Genomic DNA, 16,476 nt, shown 5'->3' with positions numbered 1-16,476 from the left:
ACCTCAGCTCGTTGCGGCCGGCCCACGCGCAGCATCACCGGGCTCGATCGTCCGATCGGCGAGGCCGACATTCACGACAGGTGTCGAACTTGCGAGGGCAATCCCGTTCTTCCGAAGATCGGGAACGATCTGGAACAGCAGCTCGCTCTTGATCCGATAGGCCTCGCGGGCCGAGGCGACATATGCAAGCGCCGTAAACTCGAGGCCGCCGTCCCGAACGTCGGTCAGAAACACGTTAGGGGCGGGATCGGCGATGATATCCGCATGATCCACAAGGCGTGCGCCGATCAGATCGCGGACCAAGGCGGGATCTGCGGTGTCGTTTACGTTGAGCACGATCTTGAGGCGACCGGGCGCGCTGCCATGGGTCACGTTCCTGACCGTCTTCGAGATCAGGTCCGAGTTGGGGACGATGAGCTTCGAGCGATCGCGCATCTCGATCTCGGTCGCGCGGACGCTGATCTTCCTGACGTCGCCCTCGAGATCGCCGATGGCGATCCAGTCGCCGATCCTGATCGGGCGCTCGGCCAAAAGGATCAGCCCGGAAACGAAGTTGCTTATGATCGACTGGAGACCGAAGCCGATGCCCACCGAGAGCGCGCTGGCAAGCAATGTGATTTTGTCGAGGCTGAGACCGAGATAGGCGGACGCGACCGTGATGGCGACGATCGCACCAAGATAGCTGATGCCCGCGCCGAGCGCCGTCTGGGCGCCGATATCCATCGACGTCGTGGGCAGATAGCGCGCCTCAAGCCAGCGGCGCACACCCCGGGTGGCCGCAAGCCCGACCAGGAATACAAGGAACCCGATCAGGATCGTTCCGGGCGAGATCTCCACCTGGCCGAACTGGAACACGAACGCGCTGGACGTCAGGCGCCCGAACATCCCTTCCGCACCCGGGCCGAACGGCGCCAGCATCGCCGTCCAGCCGAAGAGCAGCAGCGCGATGCGTGCGAAACCCGAAAGCAGCACGCCCGCTTGCGCGAAGCTCGCCGGCGGCAGCGATAGCGAGCTTCGCAGCATGCGGCCGACCCGGCTGTGAGGGGACAGCAGCGCCGGAAAGATCTCGTCCACAAAGTTGACCAGCAGGAACAGCAAGGCGAGCACGGTGGCGACCCAGATCATCTCACGGATGATCAGGCCGCCAAATGCGTTATAGCCCAGCAAGGTGGCCCCGAACGTGACCGCGATCGACATCCACGCGCCGATCATCGCCAGCGCCCAGGGCAGGCGCGAAACCCGCCGCGTCTCTGCGGGTACCGCGTCGGTGCCGTGACTTCCTTCGAGTTCGCCGCGGGTGACGGCCGACAGGGCCGCCGTAATCACCGCCACGTCGGCAAGGTTGGTGAAGCACCGGATCGCGGCCGACGTCTGTTCGCTGAATTGAAGCGCTGTGGCCGTTTCCAGCAGGAAGGCGCCCAGCGCAACGATGGCTCCGACGAGCGGCGGATATCGCTTGGCCCGATCGACGAGGTCGTCGGCCAGGGGGGCAAGCCGCCATGCGGGCGCCCGCGGCGACAATAGCGCGCGGCCCAGCCCGGCAAACAGGGACGCAAAGACCAAAGCCCGCGTGAAAGCGGGCGCCACCGCTCCAAGCACGATGTCGGAGAATGCATCGTCTTCCAGCGCATTGCGAAGGATGAGGCAGGCCAGCAGCGCCGTGCACGCCGCGACGCCGGCAATCCAGAGCGCGAGCGCGGCGCGACGCAGGCGTGTCGGGCTGCTGGAGCGCTCTGCGCGGCTCCTCGCCCATCGGATCAGGAAGGTGCGGCTCGGGACGAGCAGGGCGGCCGCGAGTAGAAGCACGGCCAGCCACCTGCTCCATGTCGCGGTCGAGCTGGTCTGCGGCGATGTGCGACGTCCGGCCGTCAGCCCGGCAGCGCGCGTGATATCCTGGGGCATTGCGGCGGCGGTCTGGCCCCAAAAGCGATAATCGAGCGGTGAGCTGTCCCGCTGCCACAGGCGCTCGTTGAACAGATCGCGTCGCCGCGTGGTCAGATAATCCTGCAGCTGCTTGACCTCGATCCCGACGAGCTTCGCCTGCTTCACCTCGGTATCGACGCTGCGGCGAAAGCGGAGGATCGTCTGCCGCTCCTGCGCAATCTCGGGGTCTTCGGACGGTTGCCCGGGGCCGGGCGGGACACCCAAACCCGCCAATCGGGCATCGGCGGACTGTAGCCTGGGTTCGAGCGATGCCAGCGCGTCGTCGAGTTCGGCCTGGATTTCGGGTATCGCGGCCAGACGGCTGCGCAGCCCCGCATCGTCGATCGTGCGCAGGCGCGCGCCGATCGCAATGCTCTGCGACTGCGCATCGGCGCGGTCGACCTCCCCGGCCAGTGCGGCGATCGAATGCGGTGCGGCCGCAACGGCTGGCCGCGGATTCGTGGCAAATGCGGGCGCCGCTGCGAGGATCAACAGGAACGGCAGGGTGATCAGCTTCAATACGGGCTCCGGGATGTCCGAGGACCGAGATCATTCGGCGCGCCGCAGCCGTACATCAAGTTGCGATCCATGCATGTCTCGCGCGACGCTCGCATCGGCAGGGCGTCCATTCTTTGGGCCGGTCCGATCCCGATCAGGCGCGAAGGCTGCCGGAGGTTATCGCTCTTATCGAGCGCCGCAGGCCAGGTCATTGATCACGAAACTTTGACGGCTCGGTTGCCTCGCTCCGTCACGCTTCGAGACCAAGCTGTGCGGCATGATCGCGGATTGCCTCGCTCACGCTGAACGCCCGCGCAATGTCTCTGAGACTCCCCGGGTCGCGAGGTGCGGCAAGCCCTTCATCGAGCGCCGTCGCCAACGCTTGAACATCGTCGCGCGGCACGACCGCGCAGCCCTCGATCCCGGCGAGGATCGCGTGCGCAGCATCGAAGCAGTCGGTCGTCACGACCGGAACGCCGCATGCCAGCGCTTCGAGCGCGGCGGCGGGCAACCCCTCATAATCGGACGAGAGCGCGAACAGGTCGGCACGTTGAAGCCACGGCAGGACATCGGTGGCAAATCCCGGCATATCGACGCGATCGGCGATGCCAAGCGTCCGGGCAAGCTGCTCCAGCTTGTCCCGTTCCGGTCCGTCGCCGACGATGGCCAGCCGCGCCGCTGGCGCATTGACCCGCGCGAACGCCCTGAGGAGCCGGTCGAGCCGTTTCTGCGGCATCATCCGGGCGAGGGTCAGGATCAGCGGTGGCCCGGTCCGATCCGTTCCGAGCGGAGTGGCAAGCATGTCCTCCGAGATATACGGATTGATCACCGTTCGCAGGCGCGACGCTTGTTCCGGGAACATCTGCACGAGGTTCGCGCGCTCGGCATCGCTCAAGATCAGCACGCGATCGAAGCTGCCGAAGATGAAGCGGTAGAGCCGACGACGATAGGCCTTCCGGATCGCGCTGCGATCGCTGGGCCGGATGACCGGGTTGGTCAGCTTCATCGCGAAACGCACGCTGCTGCCGCGTTCGGCGCGGGCGGCCAGACCGGTGACGACGCCCATGTTGCTGCTGCTCGCCAGCACGAATGCCGGCTTCGCCACGGCGATCTGCCGGCGGATATGGTGATAGCCGCGCACAAGCTCGACATGGCGCGACCCGGTCGGGGGACCGGCGCTGCTCAGCGCGACATCATCCCGCAACAGATCGAGCAAGGCATCCTCGCCTTCGCCGCCGCCGCGGAACACGGCGACGCCCGTCGGGATATTGATCGCGGCAAACCCGTTGGCGAGCAGCATCGCCACGCGATCGGCACCGCCCTGACTGAGCCGATGGATCGTCAGAAGCACGCCTCCCGAAAGCGCGCCCTCCGCCATGTCTCGCGCCACGTTGAGATCGCGGCGCGCGGCTTTCATGGGCAACACGCTTCGGCTAGGCATTCGGCGTCTCTCGGCTCCCGGCAGCGAGCGATTGCGGTTCGTCGATCACTATCAAAAGCGCCTGTTTCACGATTATGTCCGAAAAGGAAACCGAGCTCGAGCTGACGTCGCCGCACGGCTCGCGCGACGCTCGGGATGGCGGGGGCGCCGTCGGCAGGATCTACGGCAACCTTGCCAAGCTGCTTGGCGGCAAGGCGATCGCCGGGCTCATCAGCCTGCTCTATCTGGTCATCGCCGTACGGGCGCTGGGCGCGCACGATTACGGCGTGTTGATCCTCGTCCACACCTATACGATCACGGTCGGCGGGATCATCGAATTTCCCGGCTGGCAGGCGGTCGTGCGTTATGGCGCCCAGGCCGCTGAAGCGGGCGAGTGGCCGCGCCTCGAGCGCTTGCTCCGTTTTACCGGCGCGATCGAGCTGAGCGGTGGTGTGATCGCCGTGCTGACGGCCGCGGTGCTCGCGCCCTTCGTCGGCCCGCGGCTGGGCTGGTCCGCCACGGCACTCGCCTTCGCCACGCCCTACAGCTTTGCGGTGCTTGCAACGATCCGCTCGACCCCGGCCGGCTATCTGCAGCTGCTCGGTCGTTTCGATCTGCTCGGATTGCACAATCTGGTCTCGCCCACGATCCGGCTGGTCGGCGCTTTGATAGCGCTGGGCCTCGGCTCCGGCTTGCGCGGCTTCCTCATCGCATGGCTGGTCGCGGCGCTGGCTGAGTGGCTGTCGATGTGGATGCTCGGCATCGTGCTTGCGCTCCGCCACTCCCCCCGGCTCAGGCTGTTCGGGTCGGCGCGTGGCGCGGTCGCCGAAAATGCCGGGATCCGCTGGTTCATGATTGCCGCGAATGCCGACGTCACCTTCGGCGACCTGTCGCAGCGCCTGTCGTCGCTGGCTGTCGGCTGGGTGATGGGCCCCGTGGCTGCCGCGCTGTATGCGGTCGCGCAGCGCGCGACGTCGATCATCACGCAGCCGGCGGGAAACCTCGGCCAGGCGGCCTATGCCGAGCTCGCCCGGCTGATCGCGGCGGGCGGGCGCGGCAGCGAGGTGCGCAGCACCTTTACCCGCGCGGTGCTGATCGCGCTCGGCCTCGCATTTCCGTTCGTGGTCGCTTCGGCATTCTTCGGGCGACCCTTCGCGCGCTTGCTCGGCGGCGCGAGCGTCGTCGCTGCGGGCGACGTGATGGTCTGGCTGTTCGCCGCGCGCGCGATCATGCTCGCGGCGCCGCCCGCCAGCGCAGCGCTCGTGGCGCTCGGCCGGCCTAGCCTGTCCTTCGGCGCCAATCTGGTCACGTCGCTTGGGTTGCTGCCCTTTCTGCCGTTGCTGATGATGCATCTGGGCCTGCAGGGTGCCGGCGCGTTCGCGCTGGCGCAGGCGGTGGCATCGGCGGCGATGCTGATCTGGATGCTCTGGCGCGAGACAGCGCCCCGGACGCGACCCTCCATGTAATCCCGTCGCGGGCGGCACGGTCTCAGGCGGCCGAGCGCAGCGCGTCCAGATGGCTTTCGACACCCTGTGGAATAGAATAACGCGCGGCGATCGCCCGCAGGCTGGACGGACGCGGCAGGAGCAGGTGAGCGTCGATCTGCGCCGCAAGGCTCGCCGGATCCGTCCGTTCGATGATGGCGCAGCCTTCGGACTGTCCGAGCAGATGCTGCGCGGCGGGGAAGCAATCGGTGCCGAGGACCGGGCAATTGGCGGCCATCGATTCGAGCACGACGGCGGGGAGCCCTTCATAATCCGACGGCAGCACGAAGAGATCGGCGGCATGAAGCGCCCCGGCGACGTCGTTGACATAGCCCGGCATGCTGACGCGGTCCTGCAATCCGAGCGTCGCGATCTGCGCCGTGAGCGCCGCGCGCTCCTCTCCCTCGCCTAGGATCAGCAGGCGCGTATTCGGATGGCGCACCTCGGCGAACGCGGCGATCAGTCGCTCCAGCCGCTTCTGCGCGGTGAGCCTAGCAACCGCGATCACGGTCTTGCCCGTCGCCGCCGGCGGGGCGGTCGGCTCCGCAAGCATGGCGGTCGTCACGTAGGGGTTCGCGACGTCGCGGAAGAGCGACGCGAAGCCGGGGAAGGCATCGCGCATCTCGTCGCTCTCCTGGCTGCTGAGCGTCCAGACCGCGGACACCCAGCGGAAGGCGAGGCCGTATGTCCACAGGCGGATCCGCCGGACGAGGCCCTTGTGGCGCGAGGTGGCGATCGGATTGGTCGTCTTGACGAACAGCTTGCCCGGCACCCCCGACCGCCGGTGCGCGACGGCGCAGACCAGCGCCACGTTGTTCGCGCACGAAACGACGAAATCGGGGCGGTCGGCGCGCAATTGTCGGACGAGCTTGCCCATCCCCAGCATCAGATCGAGCGGCCTTATTCCACTCGATCGCCCGAAATAGCGGATCGGAATATCCTGCCCCGCAAGTTCGGTGGCGAGCGCCTCGACGTCGCCGCCGCGCGCGAACACCGTGAGATCGACCACCATGCCGTGATCGGCAAAGCCGCGAGCCAGATATGCCGCGACGCGCCCACTGCCGCCGCGATCGAACGTGTGGATGACGAGGCTGACGCTGCGGCCCCGCACATCTTGGCCGTCCAGCATCGACTATGCGCTCCCCATCTGTTGGCGATGCGCCTGATACCATAAGCCGAAGGTCGCGATAGCGTAGAGCATCCGCCCATTGTCGGCGGCCCCGCGGCGATGCTCGTCGAACAGTCGGTCGACGGCTGCGGGATCGAGATAGCCCGCCGATGCCGCGCCGCTGTCATGCCACACGGTCTGGGCGAATGCGCCGAACTGCCCTTGCATCCAGTGGGCGTGAGGGATCTGGAAGCCCTGCTTCGGCCGCCGGAGAACCGCGGGCGGGAGCCAGGGCTCGATAGCGCGCCGGAGGATCACCTTCCCGGTCGCGCCCGAAAGCTTCATGCTGGTCGGGACCGTCAGCGACCAGTCGACCACCTTTTGCGACAGGAACGGCACACGTGCCTCGACCGAATGGGCCATGCTCATCCGATCAAGCCGCGTGAGCATCGCGGACGGCATGTTGAGCGTCAGATCGCCGAACAGGAACTGATCCAGCGCTGACAGCCCGAGCGCATTATCGTCGGAGAAATACTCCTCTTCCAGTCGGCACAGGCTGTCGGCGCCTTCGAAGGTGGCGCGAAACTCAGGCGTGAAGACGCTCCGTCGCAGGCTGCTGCTGCTGATCTGCGTCGCGGCAAAAAACTGCTGATAGCCATCCGGCAGGCGAATGAACTCGGCAAATCGCCGCGCATGCTGGCGGAGATAGTTGATCCGCGACGAGCGGGTGACCGGAACGCGATCGATCATCGCCCCCAGCGGCCCGATCGCGTCGATCACCGACCGCCACCGCTCGATCGCATGGGCATTGCGGTGGCGCTTATATCCGGCGAACATCTCGTCGCCGCCTTCGCCGCACAGCACCACTTTCACATGTTCGCCGGCAAGCTTCGATGCGTACCAGGTCGGGATCGCGGCCATGTCGGCGAACGGTTCGTCGAACGATCGCACCAGATCGGGGAGGATCGCGATCGCATCGTCCGGCTTCAGCGGCAGGACGATATGTTCGCAGCCGAGATGGGCCGCGATTTCGGCCGCCGCGGCGGTCTCGTCGATGCGCGCGCCCGGATAGCCGACCGTGAAGGCGGTGATCGGCTGATCGGACGATCGCCTCGCAGCTGCCAAAATCGCGGCGGAATCGATACCGCCCGACAGGAACGCGCCCACTGGAACGTCCGACTGGAGGTGTCGCGAGGTCGAATCGAGCAGCATGGCGCGCATCTGTTCGACCCATTCCTCCGCGGAACAGGCGGTGGATGCCTGCCGCAGCCGGGGTTTCCAGTAAGCGCGCACGACTGGCTCGCCCTCGGCGCCGATCGTGAGATAGTGGCCCGGATCCAGCGAGAAGACTTCGCGGAAGATCGATCGCGGCCGACGGACATGGCCGAACGAAAAGAAGTCGTGCACCGCGCGATCGTCGATCGTGAAGTCGTGGCCGGGAAGCCGGCGTAACGCCTTCAGCTCGGATCCGAACGCGATGCCGCCGTGCTGCAGCGACAGGTAGAGCGGCTTGATGCCAAGCGCGTCGCGCGACAATGTAAGGGTGCGGGTCAGCCGGTCCCAGATCGCGACCGCGAACATCCCCTCGAGCATCGCCCAGGCGTCGTTGCCCCACACCGAAAAGGCCGCGAGGATGGTCTCGGTGTCGCTGCCCGTGACGAACGGATATCGGCCGGCCAGCGTGTCGCGGATATCGCGATGATTATAGATCTCGCCGTTGAAGACGATGACGAAGCGCTTGTCGGCGGTCTCCATCGGCTGATGGCCGCCAGCAATATCGAGGATGCTCAGCCGGCGCATTCCAAAGCCGAAATCGCCGTCGACGAATATGCCGTCATCGTCGGGGCCGCGATGAAAGAGCGACTGGCACTGATTTTGGACGACCGTCGATGATACCGGTCCGCCGCTCCGCCGATACCAACCGGCTATGCCGCACATGGGACGCTCCCGATCGCAGGGGTCGCGGTGACGCCGGCTACCGGATCGAGATTCCCGATACGTGCACCGGCCTCGGGCATGCGCGCGGCGAGCGCCGAAAACCTTCCGGCTGTCGGCCGCTCCGAATCACCGAGTTCGGCGCGCAGACTCGGATCGCTCCGCTGCTCGCAAAAGCCCAAAATGGACCGTGATGGACCTAATCTGGCGGAGCAATACCGATCCTTGAGCGGCGGTCGGGTGCGAAAAGGTGACTTCATATGCCGGTAGGACGGCGCAGGCTGGAACAACCGCAATCCATATTACCTATAATCAACGGGTTCACCGAGACGCAGCAGCACGCCGCGGCTCGAGCTTGCTGCTTCCGGACGCCTACGATGCTGCATTCCCCCGCGAATGGATGGAAGGCCGGACAGCCGATCGCCTTCGAGCCTCATTCGCCAGCAACGCTACCGGGAGTTGCCGGCCATGACGATTAATTTTTGAACCTGCACGGTTTGAGCCGATCCGCGGGTCACGACTGCCCATGCTGACGCAACCGGCGCGCCGCGCTCAACCTTCACATGGCTCCGGGAGGGGCGCGCCGACGCTTGCAGTTTCTGGCTGCCCGCGTGCGCTTCCGAGGGCGGAGACGGCGGACAGGGTGGGATTCGAACCCACGGTGAGCTTCCGCCCACGGCGGTTTTCAAGACCGCTGCCTTAAACCACTCGGCCACCTATCCCGGCGGGGCCTTCTTATCCGACGGCGTCCGGCGTGCAAGCGGCGTTGCCGTTGGCTTTCCCATCGGGCAGCGCCTGTGGCAGAGGCGGGGCATGCGCTCGATGCTCCATCCTTTTCTCCTGTTGTCGATGTTCTCCGCCGGGCCGGCCTTGGCGCAGGAGGCTCCGGCGCCGTCCGCCGAAACCCCACCGGCTTTGGCCGCCGCCGCGCCCGTCATCCCAGAGGTACCGGCTATGGACCTCGCGCTTCGTGCGTTCGTCGCGTCGCTCCGGCCGAGGGCCTTGGCAGAGGGGGTCAGGCCCGCAACGTTCGATCGCGAGACGGCGGGCCTGACCTATGACGGCAAGGTCGTGCGGCTCGATCGCGCGCAGCCGGGCGGCATGCCGGGGGTCAGCCGGCCGGGCTCGATCGATTTCGCGCCCTATCGCCGCCAGCATGTCGATCAGGCGCATATCGTGAAGGGCCAGCGGCTTTATGCCGAGCTGGCCGGCTCGCTCAACGAGACGCAGCGCCGCACCGGCGTGCCGGGGCCGATCGCGCTGTCGATCTTCGGGCACGAGACCGGCTATGGCAGCTTCAGCGGCAATTACGATCTGATCCGCTCGTTCGCGACGCTTGCTTTCGACGGGCGGCGGCGCGACCTGTTCACCGCCGAGCTGATCGCGACGCTGAAGCTGATCGACCGTGGCTTTTCCCGCGTCGAGCTCAAGGGGAGTTGGGCCGGCGCGACCGGCTATCCGCAATTCCTGCCCTCGGTCTATCTGCGATTGGGCACCGACGGCGACGGCGACGGCCGCGCCGACATCTGGACCGACCGCGCCGACGCGCTCGCCTCGATCGCCGCTTACCTGCAGGAGGCGGGGTGGAAGCCGAACACCCTGTGGGGCGTTGCGGCGACCGTGCCGGCCGACTTCGATCGGGCATCGGTTGCGACCAAGCTGGTCTCGCCGCGCTGCCCGCGCGTCCACGCCCGCCTCAGTCGCTGGCTGACGGTCGGCGAGTGGAAGGCGCGCGGGATCACCGTCACCGGCTTCCCCGCGCCGGCCGATGGCGAACTCGCCCGGCTGATCGAGCCCGACGGCCCGGCTGCCACCGCCTACCTGCTCACCGCCAATTATGGCGCCTTGCTGGATTACAATTGCTCCAACTTCTACGGGCTCGCCGCCGGCCTGCTGGCGGACGAGATCGCGCGCTAGCGCTTGATCGTCTGAGGCGGAAGCGCCGCGCGCTTTCGCCGATGGCGTGAATCAAGCTCTTCTCAAGATCGCGCCGGGTGGCGCGCGCGACGGCCGAGGGCTATCAGCGACGCATAACCATGATCGGGAAGCCTGCCACCTTATGATGCGCCATCGTTTCGTCGCCCTTGCGCTCGCAGCCACCGCGCTCGTCGCGCTGCCGGGTGAGGCTGCGGCCCCGCCGTTCGATACGCCTGCAACCGTCGCCTACATGAAGGACCTGTCGTCGGGCGCGGTGTTGTTTTCCAAGAATGCCGACGTCCGCATTCCGCCCGCCAGCTTGGCGAAGATGATGACGGTCTATGTCGCGTTCGACCTCGTCAAGAAGGGCCAGCTCAAGCTGTCCGACATGGTCAATGTCCGGCCCGAGACGTGGAAGCAGTGGCACGGCCCCGCCGCCGGCTCGACGATGTTCCTGTCGCCGAACGAGCAGGTGTCGGTGGCCAATCTGCTGCTGGGCATCATCACCTTGTCGGGCAACGACGCCTGCGTGGTGCTGGCCGAGCATATCGCCGGGACCGAGCCGGCCTTCACCAACCTGATGAACCACAAGGCGCAGGAGCTGGGGCTGGCCAACAGTCATTTCGGCACGTCGAACGGCTGGCCCGATGGCGGTGTCACCTACGTGACGGCGCATGACCTGACGACGCTCGCCACCGCGACGATCCAGAACTTCCCCGATCTCTACAAGCAGTTCTACAGCCGCCCGAACTTCACCTGGGGCAAGACGCTGGGCTCGGGCGCAGACATCACCCAGGCCAATCGCGATCCGCTGCTGGGCCGCGTGCCCGGGGCCGACGGGCTCAAGACCGGCCATACCGAGGAATCGGGCTACAGCTTCACGGGTTCGGCCGAGCAGAACGGGCGGCGGCTGGTGATGGTGATGTCGGGGCTGACCTCGTTCAACCAGCGGATCGAGCAGTCGGTCGCGTTCATGAACTGGGGCCTGCACGCCTGGCAGGCCAAGCCTTTGTTCGCCAAGGGCAAGCAGGTGGCGACTGCACCGGTGCAGCGCGGCGCCGCGCGCTCGGTCGGGCTGGTCGCGCCGCGCGATCTGGCGGTGACGCTGCCGGCGGGCATGGGCAGCGACGTCAAGGTGTCGGTCGCCTATGACGGCCCGATCAAGGCGCCGATCAAGGCAGGAACCCCGATCGCGCAACTGATCGTGCGCACGCCCGACGGTCCGCCGCAGGTTATGCCGCTGGTGGCGGCGAGCGACGTGCCGGTGGCCGGTTTCTTCGGCCACGTCGGCAACGGCGTCGCGCGGCTGTTCGGCAAGGGATGATCGCGCCGGGCCGCTTCATCAGCCTCGAAGGCGGGGAGGGGGTCGGCAAATCGACCCAGGCACGCGCGCTCGCCGCTGCGCTGCGCGCACGCGGGCTGGAGGTGGTGGAGACGCGCGAGCCCGGCGGCAGCGCCGGCGCGGAGGCGATCCGCGGCCTGCTCCTCGGTGGCGCATCCGATCGCTGGGAGGCACGCGCCGAGGCGTTGCTGTTCGCGGCGGCGCGCGCCGACCATGTCGCGCGCACGATCCGGCCAGCGCTCGCAGCCGGCGCGTGGGTGGTGTGCGATCGCTTCGTCGACAGCTCGATCGCCTATCAGGGCGCCGACGGGCTCGGGCGTGAGGCGATCATGGCCTTGCACGCGATCGGGAGCGAGGGACTGCTGCCCGACCGCACCCTGCTGTTGCGCTTGCCCCGCGCGATCGCGACCGCGCGCGAGATCGAGCGCGACGCGGGCGCGCCCGACCGCTTCGGGCTGCGCGACGACGCCTATCGCGCCGCGGTCGAGCAGGCCTTCGTCACGCTGGCGGAGGACGATCCCATGCGCTGGCGCATGGTCACGGCCGAGGGTAATCCGGACGAGGTAACTGCGCGCCTGCTGGACAGTCTGGCGGACCTGCTGTGACGCTGATTGGGCATGCTTCGGCGGTGGCGGCGTTGCGTGACGCCGCATCGGGCGATCGTATTCATCATGCATGGCTGCTGGCGGGGCCGAAAGGCATCGGCAAGGCGACCTTCGCCACTGCTGCGGCGCGCTGGCTGCTCGCGCGTGAGGCAGGCCCGGCATTCGAGTCCGATGGCCTCGACGTACCGGCAGCGCACCCGATCGGCTCGTTGCTCGATGCCGGATCACACCCTGATTTCCGTGTCTTGGCGCGTCTTCCCAAGGATCGATCGGAAGAACTTGCACGCTCGATCGCGGTCGATCAGGTGCGCGCGCTGCAGCCGCTTTTCGCCACCACGCCGAGCCTGTCGCGGCGCCGCGTGGTGGTGATCGACGCGATCGACGATCTCGAACGCAATGCCGCCAACGCATTGCTCAAGAATCTCGAGGAGCCCCCGCGCGGCACGATCTTCCTGCTCGTCAGCCACGCGCCGGGGCGGTTGCTGCCGACGATCCGCTCGCGCTGCCGCCTGTTGCGCTTCGGGGCGCTCGATGCGCCCGAGGTGGCAGCGGTGCTGCGCACGGTCCTGCCCGACGCGGATTCCGGCGAGATCACGGACCTCGTTGGCGTCGCCGGTGGCGCGCCGGGAACGGCGCTTGGCTTTACCGGGCTGGACATTGCCGGTCTCGACGCCGCAATCGACCGGCTGGCACGCGAGGGCGATCCCGGCAATGCGCTCCGCGCGCAGCTCGGTCGCGCGCTCGCCACGAAGGCCGCGCAAGGCCGCTACGAGGCATTCCTCGAACGGGCGCCCTCGCGCATCGCCGCCGCCGCCCGCACCGCACCACCGGCACGATTGGGCGAACTGACCGCCTTGTGGCGGCAGGCGCGCGAGATCGGCGATCGGGCCGTCCGCCAGTCGGCCGACCCGCAGACGACTGTGTTCGAGCTGGCCGGGCTGGTCGCCGCGCTTGCGCATAAGAGTGCCCACGCTAAAGCCTGAGCGCCATGGCCGACCCCTTCTACATCACCACCGCCATCGCCTATCCGAACGGCCGGCCGCATATCGGCCATGCCTATGAGGCGATCGGTGCCGACGCGATCGCGCGCTATCGCCGGCTGCAGGGCCGCGACGTGTTTTTCATGACCGGCACCGACGAGCACGGGCTGAAGATGGCGCAGGCTGCCAAGGCGCGCGGCATCACGCCGCTCGCGCTGGCCGACGAAATGTCCGGATATTTCCGTGAGATGGACGAGGCTCTCAACATCTCGTTCGATCGCTACATCCGGACCACCGAGCCCGCCCATTATGAGGCGAGCCAGGCCCTGTGGCGCGCGATGCAGGCCAATGGCGACATCTATCTCGGCCGTTACGAGGGCTGGTATTCGGTTCGCGACGAGGCCTTTTACGACGAGAAGGAACTGGTCGACGGGGAAGGGGGCGCCCGCCTTTCGCCGCAGAATACGCCGGTCGAGTGGACGGTCGAGGAGAGCTGGTTCTTCCGCCTTTCGGCCTATGCCGACAAGCTCCTCGCGCATTACGAGGCGCATCCCGATTTCATCCGGCCTGAGGGACGCCGCAACGAGGTGACCAGCTTCGTGCGCGGGGGCCTGTCCGATCTCTCGATCTCGCGCACCAGCTTCGACTGGGGGGTGCCGGTGCCCGACGCGCCGGGGCATGTGATGTACGTGTGGGTGGACGCGCTCACCAATTATCTGACCGGCACAGGATATCCAGAAAAGTCCGAAGCTTACGAGCGCTTCTGGCCGGCCGATCTGCACCTGATCGGCAAGGATATCGTCCGCTTCCACGCGGTCTATTGGCCGGCCTTCCTGATGGCTGCCGGCGTGCCGCTGCCGCGCCAGGTGTTCGGCCACGGCTTCGTGCTCAACAAGGGCGAGAAAATGTCGAAGTCGGTCGGCAACGTCGTCGACCCGATCGATCTGGCGCGCACCTACGGCGTCGACCAGCTGCGCTATTTCCTGCTGCGCGAGGTGAGCTTCGGCCAGGATGGCAGCTATAGCCACGAGGCGATCGTCACGCGCTGCAACGCTGATCTCGCCAACGGCCTCGGCAATCTCGCCCAGCGCTGCCTCAGCATGATCGCCAAGAATTGCGGCGGCGTCGTGCCCGCACCCGGCGCCGCGCACGACCAGCTTGGACTCGCCGACCTGCTGCCGCGGCTGGACGCCGCGTTCGACGAACTGGCCCTGCACCGCGCGCTGGAGATCGTGTGGGACGGGGTCGCGCTCGCCAACCGCTATTTCGCCGACATGGCGCCGTGGTCGCTGCGCAAGGAAGATCCGGCGATGGCCGACGGGGTGCTCTACCGCACGGCCGAGGCGGTGCGCATCCTCGCCATCCTCGCGCGCTGGGCGATCCCTGCCAGTGCCGACGCCTTGCTCGATCAGCTGGGGCAGGGGGCGGACGCGCGCGACTTCGCCGCGCTGGCGACACCGATCGTGCCCGGCACATTGTTGCCGCCGCCGCAGGGCGTGTTCCCGCGCTGGGTCGAGAGCTGATGCTGATCGATAGCCACTGCCACCTGAACTATAAGGGGCTGGTCGAAGAGCAGCCGGCGGTGTTGGCGCGGGCGCGGGCGCGCGGCGTGACGGGGATGCTCAACATCGCGACGCGCGAGCGCGAATGGGACGCCATCATCGCGACTGCGGAGCGCGAGCCCGACGTGTGGGCCTCGGTCGGCATCCACCCGCACGAGGCGGACGCGCATCCGGATGTGGATACCGCGCGGCTGGTCGCGGTGGCGGCGCATCCGCGCGTGATCGGGATCGGCGAGACCGGGCTCGATTATTATTACGACCATTCGGACCGGGCGCGGCAGCAGGCGAGCTTCCGTGCGCATATCGCCGCCTCGCGCATGACCGGGCTGCCGCTCATCATCCACACGCGCGATGCCGAGGCGGATACCGCGGCGATCCTGACCGAGGAGATGGAGCAGGGCGTCTTCCCGGCTTTGATCCACTGCTTCACCGCCAGCGCCGAATTCGCCGCCAAGGCGCTGGAATTGGGGCTGTTCATCTCGATCTCGGGCATCGTCACGTTCAAGAATGCGACGGCGCTGCAGGCCACCGCGGCGACCCTGCCGGCGGATCGGCTGCTGATCGAAACCGATGCACCGTTCCTCGCGCCGGTCCCGCATCGCGGCAAGACCGGAGAGCCCGCGTTCGTCGCCGATACCGCCGCTTTCCTCGCCAAGCTGCGCGGCGAGGATGTCGCCGACCTGATGGAAAGGACGGCGCACAACTTCTTTCGATTGTTCGGAAAAGCTGCGTGAGGATCACGATCCTCGGCTGCGGCACGTCGTCGGGGGTGCCGCGGATCGGCGGCGAATGGGGCGACTGCGATGCCGACGATCCGCGTAACCAACGCACGCGCGCGTCAATCCTCGTCGAAAGCGCGACGACGACGATCCTTGTCGATACGGGCCCGGATATGCGCGCGCAGTTGTTGGCGGCCGAGGTCGAACGGATCGATGCGGTGATCTGGACGCACGAGCATGCCGATCACACCCACGGCATCGACGATCTTCGCCAAGTCTTCCATCTGCGCGGCGCGGCGGTGCCCGGCTATGGGCGGCGGGAGACGCTCGACCTGCTGCGGAAACGCTTCGCCTATGTCTTCGCCGGGCGGCATGGCTATCCGGCAACGGTGGCAGCGCACGATCTGGCGGACGACGTCATGATCGGCGACATCCGCGTGCGCACCGTCGATCAGCCGCACGGCGCGATCACGTCGGCGGGCCTACGCTTCGACCATGATGGCGTCAGCGCCGGCTATGCCACCGATTTCCATAGCTTTACGCCTGAGATGGCAAGCCTCTTCGCGGGGCTCGATCTGTGGATCGCCGACGCGCTGCGCCGCGCGCCGCATCCGACGCATGCTCATCTTGCGGTGACGCTGGATGCGATCGCGCAGGTGCGGCCACGCCGAACCATCCTGACGCACATGGATCAGTCGATGGATTACCGCGCGCTGGCGAACGAACTGCCGGACGACGTCGAGCCGGGCTTCGACGGGCTCACGGTCACGCTCGCATGAGCGCGGATGTTCTGCCCGGCATCGTCGCGATCCTCGGCGCGCTCATTCTCTTCGGCAGCGGGCTGTGGCGGCGACGGCTGGGCGGCGCGACGATGCTGCGGCTGGCGTTGCTGTGGGCAGGGATCATCGCGATCCTGTGGGGTGCGGTGACCTTGGTCCTCCACCTCCGCTGATATGTCTTCATTTAACATAATATATATTATC

At 67.2% G+C, this 16,476-nt stretch carries 13 protein-coding genes and 1 tRNA gene; 9 read left to right on the top strand and 5 right to left on the bottom strand.

The window, feature by feature from the left end; all coding sequences use genetic code 11:
* Nucleotides 1–3 precede the first annotated feature (3 nt).
* Both K8P63_RS10430 and K8P63_RS10425 read right to left on the bottom strand, forming a co-directional pair.
* On the bottom strand, nucleotides 4–2,442 hold the full coding sequence (locus K8P63_RS10430) for a DUF3772 domain-containing protein (protein ID WP_223795971.1): 2,439 nt from the start codon (nucleotides 2,440–2,442) through the stop codon (nucleotides 4–6).
* 229 nt (nucleotides 2,443–2,671) lie between these two features.
* A complete protein-coding gene (locus K8P63_RS10425; RefSeq protein ID WP_223795970.1) occupies nucleotides 2,672–3,838 on the bottom strand; it encodes a glycosyltransferase in 1,167 nt (388 codons plus the stop codon).
* Between the two features lie 98 nt (nucleotides 3,839–3,936).
* Between K8P63_RS10425 and K8P63_RS10420 the strand changes: the two genes are divergently transcribed.
* Nucleotides 3,937–5,307 (top strand): lipopolysaccharide biosynthesis protein, encoded by a 1,371-nt coding sequence (locus K8P63_RS10420; protein WP_223795969.1) that lies wholly within the window; start codon nucleotides 3,937–3,939, stop codon nucleotides 5,305–5,307.
* Between the two features lie 22 nt (nucleotides 5,308–5,329).
* Here K8P63_RS10420 and K8P63_RS10415 read toward each other — a convergent pair whose 3' ends face one another.
* The 3 genes from K8P63_RS10415 to K8P63_RS10405 form a co-directional block, all read right to left on the bottom strand.
* Nucleotides 5,330–6,454, bottom strand: coding sequence for a glycosyltransferase (locus K8P63_RS10415; RefSeq protein ID WP_223795968.1), 1,125 nt, complete (start codon nucleotides 6,452–6,454; stop codon nucleotides 5,330–5,332).
* Nucleotides 6,455–6,457: 3 nt separating this feature from the next.
* A complete protein-coding gene (gene asnB, locus K8P63_RS10410) occupies nucleotides 6,458–8,371 on the bottom strand; it encodes an asparagine synthase (glutamine-hydrolyzing) (protein ID WP_223795967.1) in 1,914 nt (637 codons plus the stop codon).
* Nucleotides 8,372–9,003: 632 nt separating this feature from the next.
* A tRNA-Ser gene (locus K8P63_RS10405) sits at nucleotides 9,004–9,090 on the bottom strand.
* Nucleotides 9,091–9,322: 232 nt separating this feature from the next.
* Between K8P63_RS10405 and K8P63_RS10400 the strand changes: the two genes are divergently transcribed.
* From K8P63_RS10400 to K8P63_RS10365, 8 genes are all read left to right on the top strand, one after another.
* Entirely contained in the window at nucleotides 9,323–10,285 is a 963-nt protein-coding gene (locus K8P63_RS10400; protein ID WP_223795966.1) for a lytic murein transglycosylase, read from the top strand.
* Between the two features lie 145 nt (nucleotides 10,286–10,430).
* Nucleotides 10,431–11,609 (top strand): D-alanyl-D-alanine carboxypeptidase family protein, encoded by a 1,179-nt coding sequence (locus K8P63_RS10395; RefSeq protein ID WP_223795965.1) that lies wholly within the window; start codon nucleotides 10,431–10,433, stop codon nucleotides 11,607–11,609.
* A complete protein-coding gene (gene tmk, locus K8P63_RS10390) occupies nucleotides 11,606–12,232 on the top strand; it encodes a dTMP kinase (RefSeq protein WP_223795964.1) in 627 nt (208 codons plus the stop codon). Before K8P63_RS10395 ends, tmk begins: the two co-directional genes overlap by 4 nt.
* Complete coding sequence (locus K8P63_RS10385; RefSeq protein ID WP_223795963.1) at nucleotides 12,229–13,215, top strand: AAA family ATPase; 987 nt, start codon at nucleotides 12,229–12,231, stop codon at nucleotides 13,213–13,215. The genes tmk and K8P63_RS10385 overlap by 4 nt, the downstream gene beginning before the upstream one ends.
* A 5-nt stretch (nucleotides 13,216–13,220) precedes the next feature.
* Nucleotides 13,221–14,735: a methionine--tRNA ligase gene (gene metG / locus K8P63_RS10380; protein ID WP_223795962.1), complete on the top strand. Its 1,515-nt coding sequence runs from the start codon at nucleotides 13,221–13,223 to the stop codon at nucleotides 14,733–14,735.
* On the top strand, nucleotides 14,735–15,508 hold the full coding sequence (locus K8P63_RS10375; protein WP_223795961.1) for a TatD family hydrolase: 774 nt from the start codon (nucleotides 14,735–14,737) through the stop codon (nucleotides 15,506–15,508). Before metG ends, K8P63_RS10375 begins: the two co-directional genes overlap by 1 nt.
* Nucleotides 15,505–16,272 (top strand): MBL fold metallo-hydrolase, encoded by a 768-nt coding sequence (locus K8P63_RS10370; RefSeq protein ID WP_223795960.1) that lies wholly within the window; start codon nucleotides 15,505–15,507, stop codon nucleotides 16,270–16,272. The genes K8P63_RS10375 and K8P63_RS10370 overlap by 4 nt, the downstream gene beginning before the upstream one ends.
* Nucleotides 16,269–16,445 carry a hypothetical protein gene (locus K8P63_RS10365; protein WP_223795959.1) on the top strand — a complete coding sequence of 59 codons (177 nt, stop codon included), beginning with the start codon at nucleotides 16,269–16,271 and terminating at the stop codon, nucleotides 16,443–16,445. The genes K8P63_RS10370 and K8P63_RS10365 overlap by 4 nt, the downstream gene beginning before the upstream one ends.
* The last annotated feature ends 31 nt before the right edge of the window (nucleotides 16,446–16,476 follow it).

This window comes from Sphingomonas nostoxanthinifaciens, assembly GCF_019930585.1.
In the GTDB taxonomy this organism is placed as follows: Bacteria; Pseudomonadota; Alphaproteobacteria; order Sphingomonadales; family Sphingomonadaceae; genus Sphingomonas_I; species Sphingomonas_I nostoxanthinifaciens.
Note: the sequence above shows the minus strand (reverse complement) of the source record. Positions and strands in the feature narration are given on the sequence as shown.

Coding starts and splice junctions, on each gene's coding strand:
- K8P63_RS10425 (WP_223795970.1), bottom strand. CDS start 3,838: ATGAAAGCCGCGCGCCGCGATCTCAACGTGGCGCGAGACATGGCGGAG.
- K8P63_RS10420 (WP_223795969.1), top strand. CDS start 3,937: ATGTCCGAAAAGGAAACCGAGCTCGAGCTGACGTCGCCGCACGGCTCG.
- K8P63_RS10415 (WP_223795968.1), bottom strand. CDS start 6,454: ATGCTGGACGGCCAAGATGTGCGGGGCCGCAGCGTCAGCCTCGTCATC.
- asnB (WP_223795967.1), bottom strand. CDS start 8,371: ATGTGCGGCATAGCCGGTTGGTATCGGCGGAGCGGCGGACCGGTATCA.
- K8P63_RS10400 (WP_223795966.1), top strand. CDS start 9,323: ATGGACCTCGCGCTTCGTGCGTTCGTCGCGTCGCTCCGGCCGAGGGCC.
- K8P63_RS10395 (WP_223795965.1), top strand. CDS start 10,431: ATGCGCCATCGTTTCGTCGCCCTTGCGCTCGCAGCCACCGCGCTCGTC.
- tmk (WP_223795964.1), top strand. CDS start 11,606: ATGATCGCGCCGGGCCGCTTCATCAGCCTCGAAGGCGGGGAGGGGGTC.
- metG (WP_223795962.1), top strand. CDS start 13,221: ATGGCCGACCCCTTCTACATCACCACCGCCATCGCCTATCCGAACGGC.
- K8P63_RS10375 (WP_223795961.1), top strand. CDS start 14,735: ATGCTGATCGATAGCCACTGCCACCTGAACTATAAGGGGCTGGTCGAA.
- K8P63_RS10365 (WP_223795959.1), top strand. CDS start 16,269: ATGAGCGCGGATGTTCTGCCCGGCATCGTCGCGATCCTCGGCGCGCTC.